Annotated in this window: 17 protein-coding genes; 8 read left to right on the top strand and 9 right to left on the bottom strand. The window is 33.4% G+C overall.

Features of this window, described 5'->3' with window-relative positions:
- Positions 1-73 precede the first annotated feature (73 nt).
- The gene (locus tag AC1Q5Z_RS08510) at positions 74-1,111 is read left to right on the top strand and encodes an aldo/keto reductase (protein WP_492444352.1); all 1,038 of its coding nucleotides are present in this window, start codon (positions 74-76) and stop codon (positions 1,109-1,111) included.
- 70 nt (positions 1,112-1,181) lie between these two features.
- On the opposite strand, the gene AC1Q5Z_RS08505 is transcribed toward AC1Q5Z_RS08510, so the two are convergent.
- From AC1Q5Z_RS08505 to AC1Q5Z_RS08490, 4 genes are all read right to left on the bottom strand, one after another.
- On the bottom strand, positions 1,182-2,813 hold the full coding sequence (locus AC1Q5Z_RS08505) for a DUF4139 domain-containing protein (RefSeq protein ID WP_492444350.1): 1,632 nt from the start codon (positions 2,811-2,813) through the stop codon (positions 1,182-1,184).
- A 58-nt stretch (positions 2,814-2,871) separates the two neighbouring features.
- Positions 2,872-3,495, bottom strand: coding sequence for a murein L,D-transpeptidase catalytic domain-containing protein (locus tag AC1Q5Z_RS08500; RefSeq protein WP_343584876.1), 624 nt, complete (start codon positions 3,493-3,495; stop codon positions 2,872-2,874).
- Between the two features lie 8 nt (positions 3,496-3,503).
- Positions 3,504-4,664, bottom strand: coding sequence for a vWA domain-containing protein (locus tag AC1Q5Z_RS08495; protein WP_492444348.1), 1,161 nt, complete (start codon positions 4,662-4,664; stop codon positions 3,504-3,506).
- 107 nt (positions 4,665-4,771) lie between these two features.
- Entirely contained in the window at positions 4,772-5,737 is a 966-nt protein-coding gene (locus tag AC1Q5Z_RS08490; RefSeq protein WP_492444346.1) for an SIMPL domain-containing protein, read from the bottom strand.
- Positions 5,738-5,885: 148 nt separating this feature from the next.
- Between AC1Q5Z_RS08490 and AC1Q5Z_RS08485 the strand changes: the two genes are divergently transcribed.
- Entirely contained in the window at positions 5,886-7,703 is a 1,818-nt protein-coding gene (locus AC1Q5Z_RS08485; RefSeq protein WP_492444344.1) for a tetratricopeptide repeat-containing sensor histidine kinase, read from the top strand.
- Complete coding sequence (locus AC1Q5Z_RS08480) at positions 7,703-8,449, top strand: LytR/AlgR family response regulator transcription factor (protein ID WP_343585143.1); 747 nt, start codon at positions 7,703-7,705, stop codon at positions 8,447-8,449. The genes AC1Q5Z_RS08485 and AC1Q5Z_RS08480 overlap by 1 nt, the downstream gene beginning before the upstream one ends.
- Before the next feature lie 222 nt (positions 8,450-8,671).
- On the opposite strand, the gene AC1Q5Z_RS08475 is transcribed toward AC1Q5Z_RS08480, so the two are convergent.
- On the bottom strand, positions 8,672-10,636 hold the full coding sequence (locus AC1Q5Z_RS08475; protein WP_492444342.1) for a transglycosylase domain-containing protein: 1,965 nt from the start codon (positions 10,634-10,636) through the stop codon (positions 8,672-8,674).
- Positions 10,637-10,899: 263 nt separating this feature from the next.
- Here AC1Q5Z_RS08475 and AC1Q5Z_RS08470 point away from each other — a divergent pair, with 263 nt between their 5' ends.
- The gene (locus tag AC1Q5Z_RS08470; RefSeq protein ID WP_343584885.1) at positions 10,900-11,385 is read left to right on the top strand and encodes a DUF6252 domain-containing protein; all 486 of its coding nucleotides are present in this window, start codon (positions 10,900-10,902) and stop codon (positions 11,383-11,385) included.
- Between the two features lie 80 nt (positions 11,386-11,465).
- Here AC1Q5Z_RS08470 and radA read toward each other — a convergent pair whose 3' ends face one another.
- The 4 genes from radA to panC form a co-directional block, all read right to left on the bottom strand.
- Entirely contained in the window at positions 11,466-12,827 is a 1,362-nt protein-coding gene (radA, locus tag AC1Q5Z_RS08465) for a DNA repair protein RadA (RefSeq protein WP_198855229.1), read from the bottom strand.
- Positions 12,827-13,981 carry an alpha/beta hydrolase gene (locus tag AC1Q5Z_RS08460; RefSeq protein ID WP_343584888.1) on the bottom strand — a complete coding sequence of 385 codons (1,155 nt, stop codon included), beginning with the start codon at positions 13,979-13,981 and terminating at the stop codon, positions 12,827-12,829. The genes radA and AC1Q5Z_RS08460 overlap by 1 nt, the downstream gene beginning before the upstream one ends.
- A 204-nt stretch (positions 13,982-14,185) precedes the next feature.
- Positions 14,186-14,536, bottom strand: coding sequence for an aspartate 1-decarboxylase (panD, locus tag AC1Q5Z_RS08455; RefSeq protein ID WP_008465481.1), 351 nt, complete (start codon positions 14,534-14,536; stop codon positions 14,186-14,188).
- A gap of 14 nt (positions 14,537-14,550) precedes the next feature.
- Positions 14,551-15,399, bottom strand: a complete 849-nt coding sequence (panC, locus tag AC1Q5Z_RS08450; RefSeq protein ID WP_343584890.1) for a pantoate--beta-alanine ligase — start codon at positions 15,397-15,399, stop codon at positions 14,551-14,553.
- Between the two features lie 106 nt (positions 15,400-15,505).
- Between panC and AC1Q5Z_RS08445 the strand changes: the two genes are divergently transcribed.
- The 4 genes from AC1Q5Z_RS08445 (at position 15,506) to AC1Q5Z_RS08430 (ending at position 22,967) form a co-directional block, all read left to right on the top strand.
- Entirely contained in the window at positions 15,506-16,312 is an 807-nt protein-coding gene (locus AC1Q5Z_RS08445; protein WP_095930313.1) for a glycogen/starch synthase, read from the top strand.
- Positions 16,313-16,333: 21 nt separating this feature from the next.
- Positions 16,334-17,968 (top strand): BamH family beta-barrel-assembly machinery protein, encoded by a 1,635-nt coding sequence (bamH, locus tag AC1Q5Z_RS08440; protein ID WP_492444337.1) that lies wholly within the window; start codon positions 16,334-16,336, stop codon positions 17,966-17,968.
- Between the two features lie 9 nt (positions 17,969-17,977).
- Positions 17,978-19,828 carry a glutamine--fructose-6-phosphate transaminase (isomerizing) gene (gene glmS / locus AC1Q5Z_RS08435; protein ID WP_198855233.1) on the top strand — a complete coding sequence of 617 codons (1,851 nt, stop codon included), beginning with the start codon at positions 17,978-17,980 and terminating at the stop codon, positions 19,826-19,828.
- Between the two features lie 310 nt (positions 19,829-20,138).
- Entirely contained in the window at positions 20,139-22,967 is a 2,829-nt protein-coding gene (locus AC1Q5Z_RS08430) for a TonB-dependent receptor domain-containing protein (RefSeq protein ID WP_492444335.1), read from the top strand.
- Positions 22,968-23,006 lie beyond the last annotated feature (39 nt).

Raw genomic sequence — 23,006 nt, 5'->3', positions numbered from 1 at the left:
ACTTTGAGGCTTTATAACTCAAAATAAGAAAACTTAGAATCTTAGCCACTTAGAACCTTAGAATCTCAAAAGAATGAAATACACTACATTACCTAACACCGATATAAAAGTTAGTAAAATCTGTCTTGGAACAATGACTTTTGGACAGCAGAATACAGAAGCAGAAGGACATGAACAAATGGATTATGCTCTTGAAAGAGGCGTAAATTTCTTCGATACAGCCGAAATGTATTCGGTTCCTGCGAGTGAAGCGACTTACGGAAGCACAGAAAAAATTATTGGAACTTGGTTTAAGAAATCGGGAAATAGAGATAAAGTGGTTTTAGCGTCTAAAATTGCTGGTCCGAATCCGAATTTTGGTTATATGCGCGAAAAGCTGGATTTTTCTCCAACAAGTATTAAATACGCGGTTGAAAATAGTTTAAAAAGACTGCAAACAGATTATATCGACTTGTATCAAATGCATTGGCCAGAAAGAAAAACCAATAATTTTGGACAGCGTGCTTTTCACGGGCACGATGATGTTTGGGAAGATAACTTTAGAGAAATCTTAGAAACTTTCGATGGATTAATTAAAGAAGGTAAAATCAAACACATTGGAGTTTCTAATGAAAACGCTTGGGGAATGATGCGCCTTTTGGAAGAAAGCAAATACAACAATCTTCCAAGAATCAAAACTGTTCAAAATCCGTATTCTTTATTGAATCGTTTGTTTGAAGTGAATTCTGCAGAAGTTTCAAAATATGAAAATGTTGGTTTGCTTGGATATTCGCCTTTAGCATTCGGCGTCTTGACTGGAAAATTCTTAACTGGAGAAAGTCATCCAAAAGCGAGAATTAATCTTTTTCCGCAATACAAACGTTACAATAGCGACCAATGTACCGAAGCAACAAAATTGTATCTGGAAATCGCTAAAAAACATGGTTTAACGCTAACGCAATTGGCAATGGGATTCGTTTTGCAACAACCATTCTTAACAAGTGCTATTATTGGAGCTACGACATTAGAACAATTAAAAGAAAACATCGATACAATTGATGTCACACTTTCTAAACAAATCTTAGCAGAAATTGACGCGGTTCAGGCTATATTTCCAGATCCAGCACCGTGATTTTAGTAAATTGAATAAATATAAAATCCCGATAGTTGAGAAACTATCGGGATTTATTTTTTAGGAGATATTATAAATTCAAAACCTGATCTTTAGGATATTTTACACGATAACTTATTCTGATCTTCTTGGTTTCATTTGGTTTCAGCTGTAATTGCCAAGTTAAGATTCCTGTTTCAGAATTTACTTTTGCGCTGTCACTTTGTAATAATTCTACCTCGATTTCCTTATTGGTTGTCAACGGATATTGATCTTTTAATAAAAGTTCAACCAATTCTTTTTTATTATTTCGAACGGTAATGTCGTAGGTAAAAGTTTGTTCTTTTCTAGAAGACAAAAACTTCGTTCCCGATTTGTCTGCTACTTTTTCACGTTTTATAGAAACTTTTTTATCGCGCCCCATACTTAAATTCAAAGTATCACTGGTTTGACTTGGTTCTATAAATGTTTTTCCAACATACATTCCTTCAAAAATGATATTCGCTTCGCCTTGCAATAAATTGTATTTGCTGTAATCTGCAATTTCGGCAAGTAGGAAAGCCTCATTTTCTACTTTTGGAGCAGCGTAATATTTATATGTTGCTGGAAGTTTAATTTCTTTTAAGGAAACGCTATGTACTTTTCCATTAGAAAGAATATCGTACGGAATATCAATATCAAAAGCTATATTAAGTTGGTTTTCTGCAACAGTTGTAAAATCAGAAACCGAAGATTTTTTCATCTTTGGCAATGCAGATACTACGACGTCTTCAATTGCTTTATCTTTCACTTCTCCGTAAGCACTACTTTGCAATTGGTTGGCAACAGCTCTTTGATTGTAACCATAATTGGCATTGTTTCTTAAAAACCAAGAACTTAATATTGGAGCTTGATTGTTTTGGTTTGGATAACCGCTAGATAATGTTAGTTTTACTTTTTTCCAGTCGATGCCACTGTTCTGAACAACCTGTGCTTTATAAACCATATTGATTGGTGCATTTACACTTTCGGTACGCAAATCATAAAATGGTGTCCAAGATGCGCTTTGTGTTAAATATGAAATCTCTAACGGAACAATTCCTGCTGTAGTGTTCATTACTTGAACAATTAATTTTCCTGATGAAGTTCGTTCTTCTTTGTTTGTATCAAACTCAAGTTTATTGTTCAGTTTCTGAAGTGTCTCGTCTAGTTTTCTCTGTTTATCGGTTAAGGTATTGATATTATTGGCAATTTCGATTTGTTTGTTTTTATAATAATCTACCATTTTCATTAATTCAGCAACGTTCAATCCAGAATTTACTCCCGAAATCTGTTGGTTTCGATCGAGTAACAGCATGGTTTTGTTTTCTGAATTAATCGTATTGACTACTTTTTGAAGTTCTTTTTGAACCAAAACAATACTATCATTAACTCTTTTGATTAAAGGAGATTTCGAATCTGTTTCATATTCTGAAATATAATTATTGGTAAACTGAACAGACAATACCGTTACATTTGCTGGAGCGCCAATTTGTACTGAATTTTCATTTAAATATGAAGCCACATTTTTAATGACAATTTCACTTGTTCCTGTAGGCAAAGTGGTACTTGCAGTCTGAGAAATTTCGGCAGCATTAAAATATACAGTTGCGGCTTTTACTTTTGCTGTTGTAAAAATTGGCTTTTGTGCATTCGCGAAAGCGCTGATCAATAATATGATGAATAGAATTACTTTTTTATTCATGAGGTTAAATTTAAATTAGCGGGAAATATATGATTATTACTGTTAAATAAAAATAGATTTAATAGTACATCACTAGAATTATTTTCTTTTTAGAATTGTCGATTAGTTTTTCGAGAACTCCGAAGAATTTTTCGTTTACCATTGGACATCCGAGACTATTGCAAATTGGGTAAGGCTGTTCATCAAAAGGAATTTCTGAGTATTTATGAAGCACTATATTTCGATCAAAAGCGTTATTGTTGGTTTTGTCTAAACCATACAATTTATAGGCTTTTCCAAATGTTCCAACATACGAACCGCCAATGGCGTATTTGCCTAACGAACTGCAATTTGAATTTTTAACATTGCTGAATTTTAGTTCCCCAGGAATTCCTGTTTCAGAACCAGAACCGTGTCCAACCAAACCTTTATCTAGTAACTTGTTGTTTTTTAAATCATAAATAAAAAACCGATTTCTTCCAGATTCTATCTTCATATCTAAAAATAATGCCACATCTGAATTGTATTTTGGAGATTTCCCCAAGAACCTCCTTACTTCAGTTATTTCATTTTTTAGTTTCTTTTCATAAGAATAGATCGGTTTTTTAGTTCTTGTGTCTTTTGTTTTCTCTTTTTTATTTTCACAACTCAAACAAATCAATGGAATTACTGTAAAGAGCAGAAAGAATATTTTCTTTTTCATTTGGATTTTTATTTTTCAACCGTATAGCCTTTTACTTTAGCGAAAGCTAGAATAGAAGAGTTAATCGTATTTCCAAGATCGTCTTGCGTTTTAGTTTTTTTAGCCTCATTATCAATATATTGCTGACGTTTTTTTGCTAAAACACTAATTTCTTTCTGAATTGTTTCTCTTTCTTTTGTTTTTTCGGTCACTATTTTTTGCAATTCTGCAGTGCTTTTGTTTTGCAGTTCGATTGGTAATTCTTCTTTTTTGATTTTCGAAATTGCTCCGGCATCATCTTTTACTTTATCTACCAAATCCCAAGTATCATTTTTATAAACGGCTTTTGATTTACTTACGGCACGATCGGTATAATTGGAAGCTGAAACTTTTTTAGCGTTCTGATCCTGCATTATCTGGTTTCTTTTTTTATCGGCACCTTTCGCTCCGTAATTGATATAGGTTTTATTGATTTTTTCATCACATTTAGCAATTTCATCATCATATGGTGTTGCAATATATTGAACCGCTTTGTCTGAATCGATATTGAAATATTTTCCTTTTCCGCGATCTGCTCCGTCTTTCCATAATGAATTAATGCCTTCTGTTTTGTCTCCACAGAAAATAGTATTCACATAAATATTATTTTTTAAAGCATCGCTAATTGTTTCTTTATAACTTATTCTTCCTTGATCAAAACCTTCATTTCCTGCAATGTAAATCAGTTTCATGCTGTTTTTGTCAGAAGCCCATTTTAATCCCTTAGTTGCATCTTGAATTACAGCGCCGCAATATTCACTTCCGCCATTAGTTCTTAAAGCAAATAATTTCTCCGAAATCAAATCGAGATCTGTCGATAAAGGTGTCACTTGTCTGATGTAATTTGATCTTTCAGATAAACCGTCGTTTCCATATTCGTATAAAGAAATTTCGATGTCTGGAGTTTTTCCTTCGTATTTTAAAGTCGTTAAAGTGTTTACAATGTTCCATAATCTTGATTTTGCCTGATCGATTAATCCGTCCATACTGTTAGAAGTGTCCAATAAAAGAGCGACTTGAATTTTGGTCGTTTCAGCCGAATCTGGCTTTTCGATTTCAGTGTTTTTTACTGGTTTTGCATTAGACGAATTACAGCTTGCAAAAAATATTGCTGATGCCAAAAGCGCTGTTATAAAAAGATTTGATTTCATGATTTTAGTTTTTAATTGAATGATTATAGATCAAACTTAAAAACTAAAAAAGCTCACTTTTTGGACAAATGGTGAAACAGTCTTTTGACTTGGTGAAACTTTCCAGATTAATGCATTTGTTTTGGAGTGTTGATATTCAGGTTTTTTAAATCGCCATTTGGAGTAATCAGAATAAATTCTTTGTCTGTTTTGGCAACTTGCTTCTTTTCTTTTTCTCTGTTAATAAAAATCTTTACTTCATATTGTACTTGAATAACAGGTTCCAGAACCGAAGAATTAATGATGAAATCGAATTCTTTACCAAAAATAGGCTGGTAATAAAGCGTAGTCGATTTATTGGCTTGATTAACATCTGCCGATTTTTTTAAATTTAAAGAAGAACTATTGTACGCTTCGTACGATTTGTACATTTCTACAGGTAAATTCACAACAAAACCATCGGTAATTCTTTTTTCAACGTTTGTAAATGTCTCTCCAAGAAGAAGCTCATAATTCTTGATTTTTTCCTGAATCAGCAGTTTGGCTTTGTTCATCATTTCCTTTTTGATGGTTTCTAATGAATTGGAGAAATAATCAACTCGAACTAAATCATATATTTCATGATTTGATAAAATCGAAATAAAATCGTTCAACTGATTTGGATCGGAAAATTTTATGTGGATGTTTTTCTTTAACTCAAATCCCACAGGAACTTCATTGTACGTTTTACGGCTGAAAATCTTTTTCTCGACTTCATATTCATAAACAGGAACAAAAGAAATCATATCCACAAAAATCTCAACGCCTTTTTTAAGTTTGATTTCGTTAAGCGAACGTTCAATTCTCTGGTCAAGCAAATCATTGACTTCTTTGGTTGTTTTGCCCGTTTGAGTAGTGCTGAAAATTGCCGTATAAGTATCTGCTTTAACATTAGCAAGACCTTTTACAGTTGCTACAATACCTTCGCTAGACGGAAAACCAATATCAATTGTAGTATTTGCAGCATATTGATTCTGATAATTGACATTTCCAGAAACTTGTCCGATAATAAACTGAGAAAAAAGGATAAAAGAGAAGTAAAATAGTTTTTTCATAATGATGGTTTTTAAGATTACTAGGTAAAAGTATTGATCGAAAAAACGTATTTTTGAGAGAATGGGTCAACAAGCCTTTTGACTTGGTGAATGTTATAGGATAGGAATTTGAAATTAAGTTACTTTACACTTTCTAAATAACTTGTTTGTGAAACGTCATGTATTAATTGTTTTCAGTCTGCTTTTTTTAGCGTTTTTATTTCCTCAAGAAATAACTGCGCAGTCAATTCCTGAAAAAAACGAAACAAAGAGTAAAGCCAAAATCAGTAAAACTGCCGAAGAATTATCTAAATCTTTAGATGAAAACGATGAATCGAAAATTGCTCAAAACTATGAAAAGCTGGCTAATGATTTTTTAAGCAAAGGCGATAATGCAAAAGCAGAAGAGTATTTTAAAAGAGCTTTAAATTCTTATACCAAATTAAAACTAACCGAAGATAAAATGCGTGTCACCAGAAGTTTGGCCAAAGTTCAGGAAAACCAGAAAAACTTCGATTCTGCGATTAAGAACTACGAAGCGGCAGGTTCTTTAACCAAAGATGCATCTGAAGAAAAAATAAACCAGAACGATGCTAACCGACTCAGAAATCAATCTAATCCTGCAAGTCAGACCAATTATGTTGATTCGAATATTGAATTGCTGAAAAAAGACAAAAAAGCTGCTGAAGTAAGTGAAGCATATGTACAGAAAGCACAGAATTCTTTGCAGTTAAATGACAAAGCAGTTGCAATTGAAAGTTATAAAAAAGCTTTAAAATATGCTAAAGACAAACCAGAAGAAGTTAAAATTAAAAACGAAATCGCAAAAGTTTACGTTGCCGATAATCAGTTTGACAAAGCACTTGCCATTAACGAAAAATTGCTTGCTGATGCTAAAACCAACAACGATTTTACCACAGAAATAAAACAATTGCAATCGCTGGCTTCACTTTATTTTGAAAAGAAAGAACCAGAAAAAGCCATTTCTTCTTTAAAAGAAGCCTATAATTTATCTTTTCAAAAAGGAAATTCATCTGAAGCCAGAAAGAGTTTATCTTCTTTAATTAAATATTATAAAACAAAAGGCGAAGACAAGGAAAGTATGGCTTTGTACGAACAGTTTTTTAATAATTTCGAACAGTTAATCAAATCCGATACTACTTTAATTGATGCCAAAACGTTTCAGGTTACAGAAGACAAAATTCGTCAGCTTGAAAAAGAAAAGGTTTTAAAAGACGAATTGATTTCGAAGAAAAACTCTTTCAATTATTTCCTTTTAGGTTCAATTGGTTTGTTGTTGCTTTTGTTTTTCTTCATTGTAAAAGCATTGTATTCTATCAGAATCAAAAACAAAGAAATCGCTTTGCAGTCATTGCGTCGCGAAATGAATCCGCATTTTATTTTTAATAGTTTGAATAGCGTCAATCAGTTTATTGCCGAAAACAAAGAATTGGAAGCCAATAAATACTTGACTTCTTATTCAAATTTGATGCGAAATATGATGGAAAACTCTAATAAAGATTTTATTTCGTTGGACAAAGAAGTAGAGCAATTAAAGAAATATCTCGATTTAGAACATTTGCGTTTTCAGGATAAATTCGACTTTGAAATTGTGGTTGATGAATCTCTAGATACCGAAAGAGTTTTTGTTCCGAATATGATCATGCAACCGCATTTAGAAAATGCCATTTGGCACGGATTGCGTTATTTGGACAAGAAAGGTTTTTTGTCGCTTCGATTTGAGTATAAAAACGGAAAAATTAATGTGATTATTGAAGACAACGGAATTGGTTTAACCAAAAGCCGTGAGCTCAAAACGAACAACCAGAAAATTTACGAATCTCGAGGTTTAAATAATACTAAAGAAAGAATTGACCTTTTGAATGAATTGTACAAAAAGGATATTTCGTTTACTATTTCAGAAAAAGAAGAACCAAAATCAGGCACGATTGTTCAGATTGTTTTTCCATTAATTGATAAAATATGATGACTTTGCAGAAAATAAAAAGCGTAATTGTCGAAGATGAATTGGCAGCGCGCGAAGTGCTTAAAAATTATTTGAGCAAATATTGTCCGCAAGTTGAGGTTGTCGGCGAAGCGCAGAATATAAAAGAAGCCGTTCCGTTGTTGCATGAAATTAAACCGCAGTTGGTTTTTCTAGATGTAGAAATGCCTTTCGGAAATGCTTTTGATGTTTTAGAAGCCTGCAAAGAGCTACAATTTGAAACCATTTTTGTAACCGCTTTTTCTGAATATTCGCTTCGTGCTTTAAATCAAAGTGCAGCATATTATCTTTTGAAACCAATTAGCATTGAAGAACTGATTATTGCGGTAAACAAAGTGCATCATCAGATTTTGAATCATGAAATTTTCAATCGAAATAAAATTATTGTTGAGAATTTTCATGAACAAAAACCAGAAAAACAACAAGTCATTCTTCCAACGCTTGAAGGTTTTGAAGTTGTCAAAATGGAAGATATCGTGCGTCTTCGAGGAAACGGAAATTTTACCGATTTGTATTTGAATACTGGAGCAAAAAAAATGGTCTGCCGATTTCTGAAACATTTTTCCGAGATTTTGCCATTGCCTTTTATTCGTGTTCATAAATCGCATATCATCAATCTCAATTGCGTGAAATCGTATAATAAAGGAGGAATTGTAACATTGAACGACGGAACTGAAATTGAAGTTTCGCCAACTTATAAAGAAGAGTTTTTAAAGAACTTTAAGTAGTGGTTTTTGCCACGAAGGCGCTAAGGCACGAAGTTTTTTTAATCTCGCAAAGACGCAAAGTCTTTTGAATAGGAATAAGATCGAAATAGGAAAGGGCTTTAGCCAAACTTTACTAGTTTGGCTAAAGCCCTTAGATTTGCATTTATATTTACATCCAGCTAAAGCTGGATGCAATTGAACTTAAAAAACTTAGTGTCTTAGTGCCTTCGTGGCTAAACCCTCTTACAAATCAAATTCATCATCAACAGCCAAAGAATCTGTTTTGATTGCTGTAGAATCTGGAACTTTAATGCGAATTAATGAACGTGCATTTCCAGAAATATAAACAGGCAATAGACCAATTGTGTCTTCTGGAACTAAAAGCCCTCTTCTAAACATCAAATTCTTCAGGAAATTTTGGTTTTTAATAGCATAATCCTTCAAATTACCTTGGTCATTAAATTGATACATGAACTTTCTAGGTTTCGGAATAATCGTTGCTAAATACAAACATTCATCAACATTTAAAGCCGAAGGACTTTTTTGGAAATAGAAATGACTCGCTTCGCCAATTCCATACACATTTGGTCCCCATTCGATAATGTTGAAATAAACCTCTAGCATTCTTTCCTTGCTTACAATTCGGTTGTTTTCTAAAATGTAAACTAGCAGAATTTCTTCAAGCTTTCGCGAAAGCGTTTTTTCACGAGTTAAAAAGACATTCTTAATTAACTGCATGCTAATTGTGCTGGCACCGCGAGAGAATTTCTTAGTTCGAATGTTCTTAAGAATTGATTGTTTGAAAGCTTCATTTATAAATCCGCGGTGCGAGAAGAAAGAAGGATCTTCGGTCGTTAAAACACATTTTCTTAGATATGGAGAAATTTGGTCTAGCGGAGTATAATTAGGATTCGCATTTCCAACCAAAACTGGTCTTTGCAATACATTTTGAATAATCGCTCGATATACAAATTCGCCATTTAATTTATTTAAATCTGCTTCGCCATATTTGGTAATTCGCAAATCTTCTTTGTTTAATTTGCTGTCAAAAACAAGCGTGTTTGGTTTGTTTTTATTGAATTTGAAATCCAGTTTATAATCGAAGTTTCCAGTGGCCTGCATACCTTGAAAATGCGTGAATAAACCATCTGGAAGCGAAACGATAAAATCTTGCGCTTTCATTTTCGGAATATCGACTTTCAAAGTATAAATTGTGTCTTTTTCTGTATCGTAAGAAATATAAGGACGAACTTTAATCTTGTTCAACTGCATGGTTGACGAACTGTCGATCGAAATAAAGCTATCTCCCAATAAAAATCGGTAATCAAAACGCGCATTTTTTATTACCACATCTTTGCTGGCAATTTTCGGGTGATTGATTGTAAGATTGGCAATCGAAGTAAAACCGTCAATATGCAGTTCGCTGCCACTTTTGTCAATGTTTTGGACATTTAGACGAATAGAATCAAAACTTGCTTTTAAATTGTAGCGTTGATCTAAATAAGGCACACGAATGGCACCATTATCTAAGTTGAAAAAGCGAATATCTGCCTTTTTATTTCTAGGATCGGCAAAACCTTTAATATTCCAACGCTGATCAAAATCTTTTGCTTGAACGTGAAGATTGGTTTCTAATTGTTTGTTGTTTAAAACCAATTTGTCTACATCAATAGAAGTTAGTTTGTCGTTGTCATTGATTTTGAATTTGAAGTTTTTCAAATCCATATCGGTTGGAACCAAATTCAAAACTTTAGAAATGATTCTGTAGGCAAAAGCGGCATATTTACGTTTTTCGTTTGAGTCTGTTTCTTCGCGATCTCTTTTTAGAAAAGCATCAAAATTTCGTTTGTTGCCTTTTTTTACTAGTTGGATATAACCGTTGTCGACTTTTAAAGTTCCAACCTGAACATCTCCAATCAATAAATTGCTTAAACTGATACTGGTTTCTACGTTTTTTATTTTTACAAGTGTGTCTGCATTTATAGGTGCTAGCACAACATTTGTTAAATGTATGGTTGATAATCCATCAAAAGAAGCAGATTCTACAGAAAAATTACTGTTGTATTGAACAGCCATTTTGTGCGTGACTTTTGCAATTGCTTGATTTAAAAGTGAGTTGCGAAAAAAATAAAGCCCAACGCAAAGCAAAACCAATATTGCGGCAAGTATTTTTAGCGCTTTGTATATTTTTTGTTTCGGAAAATTCATAAAATTAATTTGATTCGAAATTATTCAGTTTTCAAATCTAGGATAAATTTAAATTTAAAATTATCAGCTTGTAGAGTTTTTCTTTTAAATTTTAAAAAATCTATTAAAATATTGATATAATAATTTTTGTGTCTATTTATTTATGCCATTTTAAAACTTATAAGCCTCTTTGTACTATTTTCTTTTGCGTTTTGTGGGAAACCGTAATGTCTTGTAGTATATGCCCTATATATTTGTGCTATTAAACAATAAAAACCAGTGAAATGAAAAATTTAAAAAAAGTTATGTTTTTGTCTTTTGCAGTTTTTGCATTAGTGTTGTCTTCTTGCAGTAGTGATAATTCGTCTGATGATTCGGATAGTCCAGAAAGCCAAGAAGGATTTATGAAATTTAAATATAATGAAAAAGATTATACTTTTTCTGAGCCTGCCATAATTACTTCTGGAAGTGTAAATATTATGGGAAGTTCAGGAATTGACAATACATATAAAAAAATCTCTTTATGGACACCTTTAGATATTAAAACGGGAAGTCATCCAATAGTTTATGATTTGTCAAATCTTACAACTACTTATCAAGCAAGTTTTAGTTTTATGCCAGAAATAGAAAATGTCAACGCTACATCTGGAACGCTAAACATCATTACTAATGATGATAAAAAAATTGAAGGAACTTTTAGTTTTTCAGGAACTTCAAACGGAAAAACATTTACAGTTACTGAAGGAAGTTTTAGATTTGTGAAATTTTAGTACTTTTAAAAGTATAAAATCCTGCTCATAAGTTTATTAAACTATTGAGCAGGATTTTTTTTATAATTGATATGCTGAATTTATCCAAAAAGAATGCTTGCAACATCTTCAATTTTTGCAACCAATTCAATTTTAATTCCTGTATTCTTTAAAGCAATTTTGTTGTATTTAGAAACAAAGATAGTATCGAAACCTAATTTTTCAGCTTCTTGAATGCGCTGATCCACACGGTTTACAGGACGAATTTCGCCAGAAAGTCCGACTTCGCCAGCAAAACAGAAACCTTTTCCAACAGGAATATCTTCATTAGACGATAAAATTGCGGCAACAACAGCCAAGTCAATGGCAGGATCGTCAACAGAAATTCCTCCCGTAACATTCAAGAAAACATCTTTTGCACCTAAACGAAATCCAGCTCTTTTTTCTAAGACAGCCAAAATCATGTTTAGTCTTTTGGCGTTGTAACCCGTTGTACTTCGTTGAGGTGTTCCATAAACAGCTGTACTCACTAAAGACTGTATTTCGATCATCAACGGACGCATGCCTTCAAGAGTTGTGGCAATTGCTGTTCCAGATAATTCTTCGTCTTTATGAGAAATCAGGATCTCAGAAGGATTGCTAACTTCTCGTAATCCGCTACCAAGCATTTCGTAAATTCCAAGTTCTGATGTTGAACCAAAACGGTTTTTTAGCGAACGTAAAATTCGGTAAATATGGTTTCTATCGCCTTCAAACTGCAAAACGGTATCTACCATATGTTCCAAAATTTTTGGACCAGCGATGTTTCCGTCTTTGGTAATATGCCCAATCAAGATTACCGGAATATTACTTTCTTTAGCAAATTTGATTAATTCTGCTGTGGTTTCGCGAATCTGAGAAATACTTCCAGCAGTCGATTCGATATAATCGGTGTGTAAAGTCTGAATAGAGTCAATTATGACTACTTCAGGCTGAATGGTTTCAATTTGTTTGAAGATATTTTGCGTTTTAGTTTCAGTAAGAATATAACAATTGTCGCTGTTTGGCGTAATTCTTTCTGCACGCATTTTTATCTGTTTCTGACTTTCTTCACCAGAAACATATAATGTTTTATATGGTAATTTAAGAGAAACTTGAAGTAAAAGTGTACTTTTTCCGATGCCGGGTTCACCGCCCAAAAGCGTTAAAGACCCAGGAACAAGTCCGCCTCCTAAAACACGATTCAATTCGCTGTCAGTTGTGTCCATTCGAACTTCTTGAGCAGAATCAATCTCGTTAATCTTTAAAGGTTTTGGCGCTTTGCTTGTTGGAGTAGGTTCGCTTTTCCAAGCAACCTTATCCTGTTTCTGAATTATTTCTTCGGCAATCGTATTCCATTCTTTGCACGCGTTGCATTGCCCTTGCCATTTGGCATATTGAGTTCCGCAGTTTTGGCAGAAAAAGGAAGTTTTAACTTTTGACATTATTTACTTTTTTTGGCAAGTGTATTCATTTCGTCAATTTTCTCATACATCAAGTCTTTATTCAAATCGCCAATTGGCTCCATTTGCGAAGCATTTTGGTATTTTCTTGATGCGTGTTTAGGATCGCCTTGTTTTTCATACATTAATCCTAACTCATATTCTCCTAACATGGCTTTCGGGTAATTTACATTTCCTATTTCTGCCATTTTTCCTAGTTCGCTGTATGCATTTCTTTTTAAAATAAGACTTTCCACTACTTTAAAATCGCTCATTCGAACTGGAATCTGAACGCCTAAAACTTCAGACATGTCAGCGTATTTTTTTTCTAAATATTCAGCGTAACCTTCTTGAAGAACCGCAATTTTGTCGTTGTATTCGGCAGAATTTATAGGTCGATAAGCTTCAAAAATATGGTACAATGCACTTGGTATAGAATGCAATACTTCTGTATAATGTGTTGCGCCTTTAAATACATCATATTTATAATTCACTAACGGATTATTAGCAATTTTAATATTACTGTTTAATTTATCTATTGGCTCTTTAATTTTTTTAATATCGCCTTCTCCAGCAGAAAGGTAATAGAAAATTGGTTTTTTTACTTTGGCAAACTTCTCTGCAATGCGCACTTCCATTTTTGGAGCAAGCTCAGGGCTTAAACAGATGTATGCATTAAAAAGTGGCATTTCCTTATACAAATAAAAATTAGCAAAACTTGCTGTTACATCGTGACCTGCAATAAGCCTAAAAGGTGAGGTGCGATATTTTTTTTCAATATATGGCACTAACTCAGCTCCGATGAATTCGAAAAATTTTGCGCCTTTTTCAAACGGAAGACCTTCATTTTGATCAATTGTTGAGTCGTCGTAACGCTCTCCATCTTTATTTTGATGAATTCCGATGATAATCATTTCTGGAATGTCATCCCAATAAGTTCCGTAACTAACGGCTCCTGAAAACGGATCAAATAAATAATCTCCATCCAATAAATATAGAACCGGATATTTTTTGTCTTTATTGGTTTCGTAAGAAGCAGGAAGTCCGATTGTAATTCTGCGTTCTTCTCCGAGTTTCTCCGATTTAATGTTGTCGAACGTTTTTTGGGCAAACGACGAAAATGAAATTAATAAAAATAGTAGGTAAACTTTTTTCATGATTTGTGGCATTTCAGTGAATTAAAAAAGTATTGAAAATAGTGTAGCAATATACTATTTTATTTGCTTCTTTGCTAAGTGGTTTAAAAATTGAAGTAGAGTGTTTTAGCGCCAAAATCATTTTTCGATTAGGACAAAAGAAGGATTTTTTGTGCAAAATTGACTTTTGACAAAGTAGGGGAATTCGGTAAGAAAAAGAAAATCTTAGGTTAAAGAATTGTCGTTTTCATTTGGGAAAATGATCCAAGGCTTGAAGGTTTTTGCTTCTTCAAAATCCAGTGTAGCATAAGAAATAATAATGATGATATCATCTTTTTGTACTTTTCTAGCTGCAGGACCATTTAAAGTAATTTCTCCTGAATTTTTTTCGCCTTTAATAGCGTAAGTTTCAAAACGCTCGCCATTATTAATGTTAACAATAGATACTTTTTCGCCTTCAATAATGTTTGAAGCCTCTAGTAGAGTTTCATCAATAGTAATACTGCCAATATAATTTAAATCGGCTCCGGTTACTTTAACTCGATGAATTTTTGATTTTATAACTTGAATTTGCATGATGCAAAGTTAGATTAATTTAATGAAATGGTGTCAATCAGTCTTATAGAATTAACAAATACCGCTATAAATGCTCGATATTTTTTATCATTCTCTTTCTGATCGATAGATAAAAGTGTAGATTCGTCAGCAATAACAAAATACTCCAGTTCAAATTCCTTGTTGTCTTTGAAAGAATTTTCTACAAATTCGATTGTTTCTTGCGGACTATGATTTTGGAAAATCTCTTTTGCCTCTGTCAAAACTTTGTAAATAATAGAAGCGTCTTTTCTTTCTTGAGAAGTTAGACGTTCGTTTCGCGAACTCATGGCAAGTTCATTTTCTTCTCTAAAAATCGGACAGCCCACAATATTTACTGGCAATCCTGTTTTTTCGACTAATTTTTTAACAATTTGAAGCTGCTGAAAATCTTTTTCGCCAAAATAAGCATTGGTTGGCGTTACGATTTCGAAAAGGCGTTTTACAATTGTTCCGACACCATTAAAATGACCTGGACGGAATTTTCCTTCCATCTGGTTTTCTAATCCATCAAAATCAAAAGTCTGCGAAACGGTATTTCCTTCATAAATATCATCAACCGAAGGAGCGTATAAAATAATTTTATCGCTTAATGTACGCATTTTCTTAACATCTTCTTCTAGTGTCCTAGGATATTTTGCTAAATCTTCAGCATTATTAAATTGAGTTGGATTGACAAAAATACTTACTACGGTGTCGTTGTTTTCTTTCAGCGAACGTTGCATTAAAGCCAAATGTCCTTGGTGTAAAGCGCCCATTGTAGGTACAAATCCGATAGTTGAATTTGCGGTTTTGATAGTTTTAAGATAGGCTATCAACGCTGCTTTACTGTAGAAAATATGCATTGAGGTATTATTAAAATTTATGCAAACATAATATATTAGTTATAAACTGCATAAAATTTTGTAATTTTGCGACGTTTTTATTACCAAAATTAAGTAAAATACTATTATGAAAGATAAGAGGATATTATATGTATCATCTGAAGTCGTGCCTTACTTGGCTGAAAATGAGGTTTCTTTAATGTCTTATGACGTTCCGAAAATGATTAATGACCAAGGCGGCCAGATAAGAATTTTCATGCCTAGATATGGGAATATAAATGAGAGAAGACATCAATTGCATGAAGTGATAAGACTTTCAGGGATGAATTTGGTAGTGAATGACTTAGATATGCCATTGATTATTAAAGTAGCATCGATTCCAAAAGAAAGAATTCAGGTTTATTTTATCGATAATGATGAATATTTCAAACGTAAAGCGACTTTTACAGATGAAGAAGGTGCTTTATACCCTGATAATGATGAAAGAGCAATTTTCTTTGCCAAAGGTGTTGTTGAGACCGTAAAAAAATTAAACTGGGTTCCGGATATTATACATGTTCATGGCTGGCTTGCGGCAATGCTTCCTATATATATGAAGCATTATTATAAACATGAAGCATTGTTTTCTGAAACGAAAATTATTACTTCTGTTTACGGGCAATCGTTTGATGAGAACTTAGACTTAGAAATGATAAATAAAGTTAAATTTGATGGTGTTCCTCATGAAGCAGTATCAGATTTAGAAGTGCCAAATTATGAGAACGTTTTAAAAGCGAGTATTTTACATTCTGATGGCGTAATCATTGCGTCAGAAAATGTTTCCCCAAGTTTAACAAAATTTATAGAATCTTCAGGAAAACCTTTTTTACCTTTCGCCACGAAAGATGCATTTGCTGACGCTTATACAAATTTCTACAGAACATTTGGACTTTAAATTTTAATTTTATTATTAGACATGTATAGAACTTCTTTTTTTAAGAAAACTCTTTTAGCTGTAATGGCTGTTTTTTTATATTCTTGTGACAAAGATTTTAATGCGATTGGTGAGGGTTTAGTTGGTGATGATCATTTTGGACTTGAAGCTGTAAAATACGACGTTTTAGCATATAATCAAGAAGTGACTCCTATTCAGTCAAGTAATATGTCGCCAAATAATGCTCTTGGTATTTTTGACAATCCGCTTTTTGGAACTACGACTGCAAATTTTGTTACCCAACTAGGACTTGCTACTTATTCTCCAACAATTGGAGCTTCTCCTGTAGTTGATAGTGTTAAAATAGAAATTCCTTATTATAGTCACGTGACAGCTACTAATGAAAAAGGAGACAGCACCTATGAGTTAGATTCTATTTATGGTGATAAAAACGGAAAATTTAAGTTAAGTATTTATGAGTCTGGGATTCAGATGAGAACTAGTTATTTTAGCGGTGGTAATCAATTGCCTCAGTATTATTATACAGATCAGAATAGTGAATTTAGTAATAAAAAAATTGGAGCAAGATTAAATGATGGAAATGTCCTGCAAAATGATGAGTTCTATTTTGATGCTAAAGAAATTGTAATTAAAACGACTGATCCTGATACTAAAGTTGTGACTACAGATAGGAAAAAGCCTCAAATGACGATGCTGCTTAATAAACAATTTTTTCAAAATAAGATATTAAATGCTGCTGCTTCGAAACTTTCTACAGAAGATCTCTTTCAGGAATATTTTAGAGGGTTGTATTTTAATGTCGAAAAATCAGGATCCAATCCAAGCAATATGGGGCTGATAAATTTTAGTGATGGTAAGATTACAATTTATTACAAAGCTAAAACAGAATCTACAACAGATGAGGATAGCACTATGGAGAATAAATCTATAGTTTTGAACTTAAAGGGAGTAAGTGCACTTACGTCTAGTACCGCTAATTTTCTTGATTATGTTCGAAATGCAGATTATGCAAGTGCTATAACTACAAGCGTAAATAAGACAGAAGGAGATGAAAAGCTTTATTTAAACGGAGGTCAAGGGTCTTTGGCGGTTATAAAACTTTTTAATCCAACAGATGTGTTGAGTTATAATGCTAAAGGCGAAGTAGTGAATGGAGCAAATGGGGTTCCTGATGAATTGGACGAAATAAGAAGTAATGCTACGGTTAAAAACTGGAAAGTTAACGAAGCTAATTTAGTTTTCTACATCGATGCTGATAAAATGAAGGGTACAGGAGAGCCAAATAGAATCTATTTATACGATTTGACAAATAATGCCGTTTTAGTTGATTATTCTACAGATGCTTCATCTACCTATGGAGGATTAATTACTCTTGATTCTGATAAAAGAGGAAAAAGTTATAAAATTAGAATTACAGGACATATTCGTAATTTGATAAAAGATGCGACGGCAAAAAATGTTGATTTAGGTCTAGTTGTTTCTCAAAGTCCGGCAGTACTTGCGTTTAATGCGTTGAAGAATAAAAATGAGGTTATATCTGCAGTGCCAAGAACATCAGTTATGAGTCCTTTAGGTACGGTCTTATATGGCGGAAAAACTTCTGTTTCAGATGATAAAAGATTGAAACTTGAAGTCTACTACACGAAACCAAATTAATAAATATATATGTGTGGAATTGTTGGATATATCGGTCACCGAGATGCCTATCCTATTGTAATAAAAGGATTAAAGCGTCTTGAGTACAGAGGATATGATAGTGCCGGCGTTATGTTGTATGACGACGAATCGGGAATTAAAGTTTGTAAAACCAAAGGAAAAGTTTCTGATCTTGAAGCTAAAGCTAATGAGGGTTTTTCGACAATTGGTAACATTGGAATTGGACATACGCGTTGGGCAACTCACGGGGTTCCAAATGACGTGAATTCTCACCCTCATCTTTCTAATTCTGGAGATTTGGCAATTATCCATAACGGAATTATTGAGAATTATGCTCCTTTGAAAGAAGAGCTTATCAAAAGAGGATATACTTTTAAGTCGGATACAGATACTGAAGTTTTAGTTAATTTAATAGAAGAGGTTCAGAAGAAAGAAAATATTAAATTAGGTAAAGCTGTCCAGGTTGCATTAAACCAAGTTGTAGGTGCGTATGCAATTGCTGTTTTTGATCGAAAAAATCCAAACGAAATTGTAGCGGCTAGATTAGGAAGTCCGTTGGCAATTGGAGTTGGAGAAGGGGAGTATTTTGTTGCTTCTGATGCTTCACCGTTTATCGAGTACACTTCTAATGCAGTTTATTTAGAAGATGGCGAAATGGCAAATATCAGATTGCATAAGCCAATCAAAATTAGAAAAATCCAAGATGACTCTTTGGTGGATCCTTACATTCAAGAACTTCAAATGAACTTGGAGCAGATTGAAAAAGGCGGGTATGATCATTTCATGCTTAAAGAAATCTACGAACAGCCAAGCGTAATTAAAGATACTTACAGAGGAAGACTTCATGCTAATGAAGGAATTGTTCAGATGGCCGGTGTAGAGGATAATCTAGAGAAATTTTTAAACGCAAAAAGAATTTTAATTGTTGCTTGCGGAACTTCTTGGCACGCAGGGTTAGTAGCAGAATATATCTTTGAGGAATTTACACGTATTCCTGTTGAAGTAGAATATGCTTCTGAGTTTAGATACAGAAACCCAATTATAAATAAAGATGACGTAGTTATTGCTATTTCACAATCTGGGGAAACTGCAGATACTATGGCAGCTATTAAACTGGCTAAAGAAAACGGAGCGTTTGTATTTGGAGTTTGTAACGTAGTGGGTTCTTCTATTTCTAGAGAAAGTCATGCTGGTGCTTATACACACGCAGGACCAGAGATTGGAGTAGCTTCTACAAAAGCGTTTACTACTCAAATCACAGTTCTAACTATGATTGCTTTACGTTTAGGAAAAGCAAAAGGAACATTGTCAAATACAGATTTCCATACTTACCTACAAGAATTAGAAATTATTCCTGAGAAAGTGTCTGAAGCGTTAGAAACTGATGCTAGAGCTAAAGAAATTGCTGCTGCTTTTAAAGATGCGCCAAACTGTCTTTATTTAGGTAGAGGATACAATTTTCCTGTAGCATTAGAAGGTGCATTGAAATTAAAAGAGATCTCATATATCCATGCAGAAGGTTATCCAGCTGCTGAAATGAAACACGGTCCAATTGCTTTAATTGACGAACATATGCCAGTTATTGTTATTGCGCCTAAACAAGGACATTACGACAAGATTGTGAGTAATATCCAGGAAATTAAATCAAGAAGCGGTAAAATTATTGCAGTCGTTACAAAAGGTGATACTCAGGTTCGTGAATTAGCTGATTATGTAATCGAAATTCCAGAAACTTCAGATGCATTGTCGCCATTGGTTACTACTATTCCTTTACAATTGCTTTCTTACTATATTGCTGTAATGAGAGGTTGTAATGTAGATCAGCCACGTAACTTAGCAAAATCGGTTACGGTAGAATAAGTTTATTTTTCAAAATATAAATATGTTAAAAAAGCGAGATTTAGGTCTCGCTTTTTTTTATTGCCAATAATTTTTTTACGCATATGTATTTTTGTGAAATTTTCAATTTTTTGATAAAATATTATATGTATGCATAGTAAACTGATTTTTCTTTAGGTTTTCTTTGTTTTTATTTTAATAAAATCAATTAGTGAATAGTTAAAATATAGTGCAAAACAATGATAAATATCAATTTTATTTAACATTTTTTTATGCATATTAAAATATTTGCTTATTTTGGCTATATATACTAACAAAAAACTAACCCAAAATGAGAGTCTACTTGCTAATTATGTTGTTATTCAGCGGAGTGTCCTTTGCACAGAATACAATTACAGGTTCGGTTACCGATGGTAACAAACAATCTATCCCTGGTGCCAATGTTGTTGTTGTCGGAGAAAACAGTGGTACTTCTACTGATTTTGACGGATCGTTTAAATTAACTACTAATGCTAAATTGCCTTTGTCTATAAAGGTTTCTGCAGTAGGATTTGAGACTAAAACGATAAGCGTAACAACGGCAAATCAAAAAGTGAATGTGATTTTAAAAGATGAAGAAACTAAACTGGATGAAATCGTTGTTGCTGCATCGAGAACACCAGAAAGAATTCTAGAGTCTCCTGTAACTATTGAAAGAATGGGTGTGCAGGAAATCAAAAAAACGGCTTCTCCTTCTTTTTATGATGGTTTAGAAAACATGAAAGAAGTGCAGATGAATACTAGTAGTATGTCATTCAAGTCAATCAATACGAGAGGATTTGCTACTGTGGCTAATACTCGTTTTATGCAGTTGGTAGATGGAATGGATAACTCGTCTCCATTATTAAACTTCGTTTTGGGGAATATGATTGGGGTTTCAGAAATTGACGTTCAAAGTGTTGAGTTGCTTCCGGGAGCATCATCTGCTTTGTATGGAGCAAATGCTTTTAATGGAATTTTATTTATGACAAGTAAAAGTCCGTTTACCAATCAGGGGGTTTCAACTTATTTTAAATATGGTGCGACTTCGCAAGAAGCTGCGGGAACAAATAGTTTTTATGATTTTGGTATCCGATTCGCCCATGCTTTTAATAAATATTTTGCAGCAAAAGCAAACTTTACTTATATGCAAGCTACAGATTGGTATGCAACAAATTATAATGATAAAACGAGAGCAGGTATTGATAGAACAGATCCTAACTATGACGGTATTAACGTTTATGGTGATGAGGCTTCGACAAATATTAGAGGTGTTGGTCAAAAATTGGAAGCAATGGGCTTGATTCCTGTTGGAGCATCTAATCTTCTTCCGAATTCAAATGTTAGTAGAACGGGTTATAACGAGATTGATTTGACAGATAATAAAGCGGCAAACAAAAAGATTGACTTCTCTTTGCACGGTAGACCTTTTGGCGATGAAAGATTGGAAATTATCTGGCAGAGTAAATTTGGAACTGGAAATGCGGTTTACCAAGGAGCAAACAGATATTATTTAAATGACTTTTTTATGCAACAGCATAAATTAGAGTTAAGAGGAAAAAACTTCTTCGTGAGAGGGTATATGACAGGAGAGGATGGAGGTCATTCTTACGATATGGTATTTACAGGAATTAATGTAAATAGAAAATGGAAAGACGATAATACTTGGTTTGGACAATATGCGGGAGCTTATATTCAAGGAACTTTAGCAGGTATGAATCCGCAACAAGCCAATGCTTTGGCGAGATCTACAGCAGATACGGGTCGCTTTTTACCAGGTACGGCTGAATTTAAAAATGCATTTAATCAAGTTATAAATGATCCAGATGTTTTAAGCGGATCAAGATTGGTGGATAATTCTAAAATGTATCACTCAGATGCAAACTATAATTTCAGAGATATTATAAAATTTGCTGAAATTCAAGTAGGAGGTTCTTTTAGGTCTTATGAGTTAAATTCTCATGGAAGAATTTATACAGATGCTACTAGCTTGATTAATTATAATGAATACGGAGCTTATGCACAGTTGATGAAAAAGTTTTTGGATGATAGAATGAAGTTTACAGGATCGCTTCGTTATGATAAATCTAAAAACTTTGATGGTAATTACTCTCCTCGTTTGTCTCTTGTTTATTCTGCTGGAGAAAAGAGAAATCATAATTTCAGAGGATCTTTTCAAACAGGTTTTAGAAACCCGACAACTCAAGATCAATATATCGGATTTAATATTGGTAATGCAGTATTGTTAGGTTCTGCTCCAGATAACTTAACTAGATTTAATGAAACTTTCAGTCTTAGCGCAGAAGGTCAGCTATACGCTGGAAGCGCTACAAAGATTATGAATGGTAATGATGCTTATGGCAATTCTTACTTGGCAAGTTCTGTAACTGCGTTTTCTGCAATGGCTGGAACAGATCCTATCGCAGCGGCTGCGTTATTGAAAAAATCAAGAGCTAATTATGTGAAACCAGAAGAAGTAAAAGCCTTTGAGGTTGGATATCGTTCTATTTTTGAAGGTACTTCAATAGATATCAATGGATACTATAATATCTACAATAATTTTATTGGTAATTTAAATGTGGTTTCTCCTTTCTATGGAACGGCTCAAGATAATCCGAATATTGCTGCAGGAGTTGCTGATCCAGGTGTTCAGTCAATCAGAGCTCTTCAAAACGGAGAATATAGAGCATATCAATTGTATACAAATTCAGATGTAGAGATTCATTCATTAGGATTTGGTGTTGGTCTTTCTAGAAAAATAATTAGCGATTTCGAATTAGGATTAAACTATAATTATGCTCAATTTGATTTTGATCAAGCTAAAGACCCAAGTTTTGAGGCTGGATTTAATACGCCAAAACATAGAGTTAAAGTATCTCTTGGAAATGATAAATTATTCAAAAACTTCGGATTTAATGTAAGTGGAAGATGGAACAGCGAGTACGAATGGGAATCTAACTTTGCAGATGGTACAATCAAATCTGCGACAGTAATTGATGCTCAAATAAATTATGGAATTCCAAAATTGAAATCTGTTGTAAAATTAGGAGCTGCTAATATTGGCGGTAAAGAATATTACCAAGTTATTGGAGCTGGATTAATCGGACAGCAATATTTTGCTTCTTGGACTATTAACCCATAATTGATTATTAACTCTAAGTCAAATTCATTATTTGTGTTT

The sequence above is a fragment of the Flavobacterium sp. GW823-FHT06G12 genome, from assembly GCF_058794775.1.
Note: the sequence above shows the minus strand (reverse complement) of the source record. Positions and strands in the feature narration are given on the sequence as shown.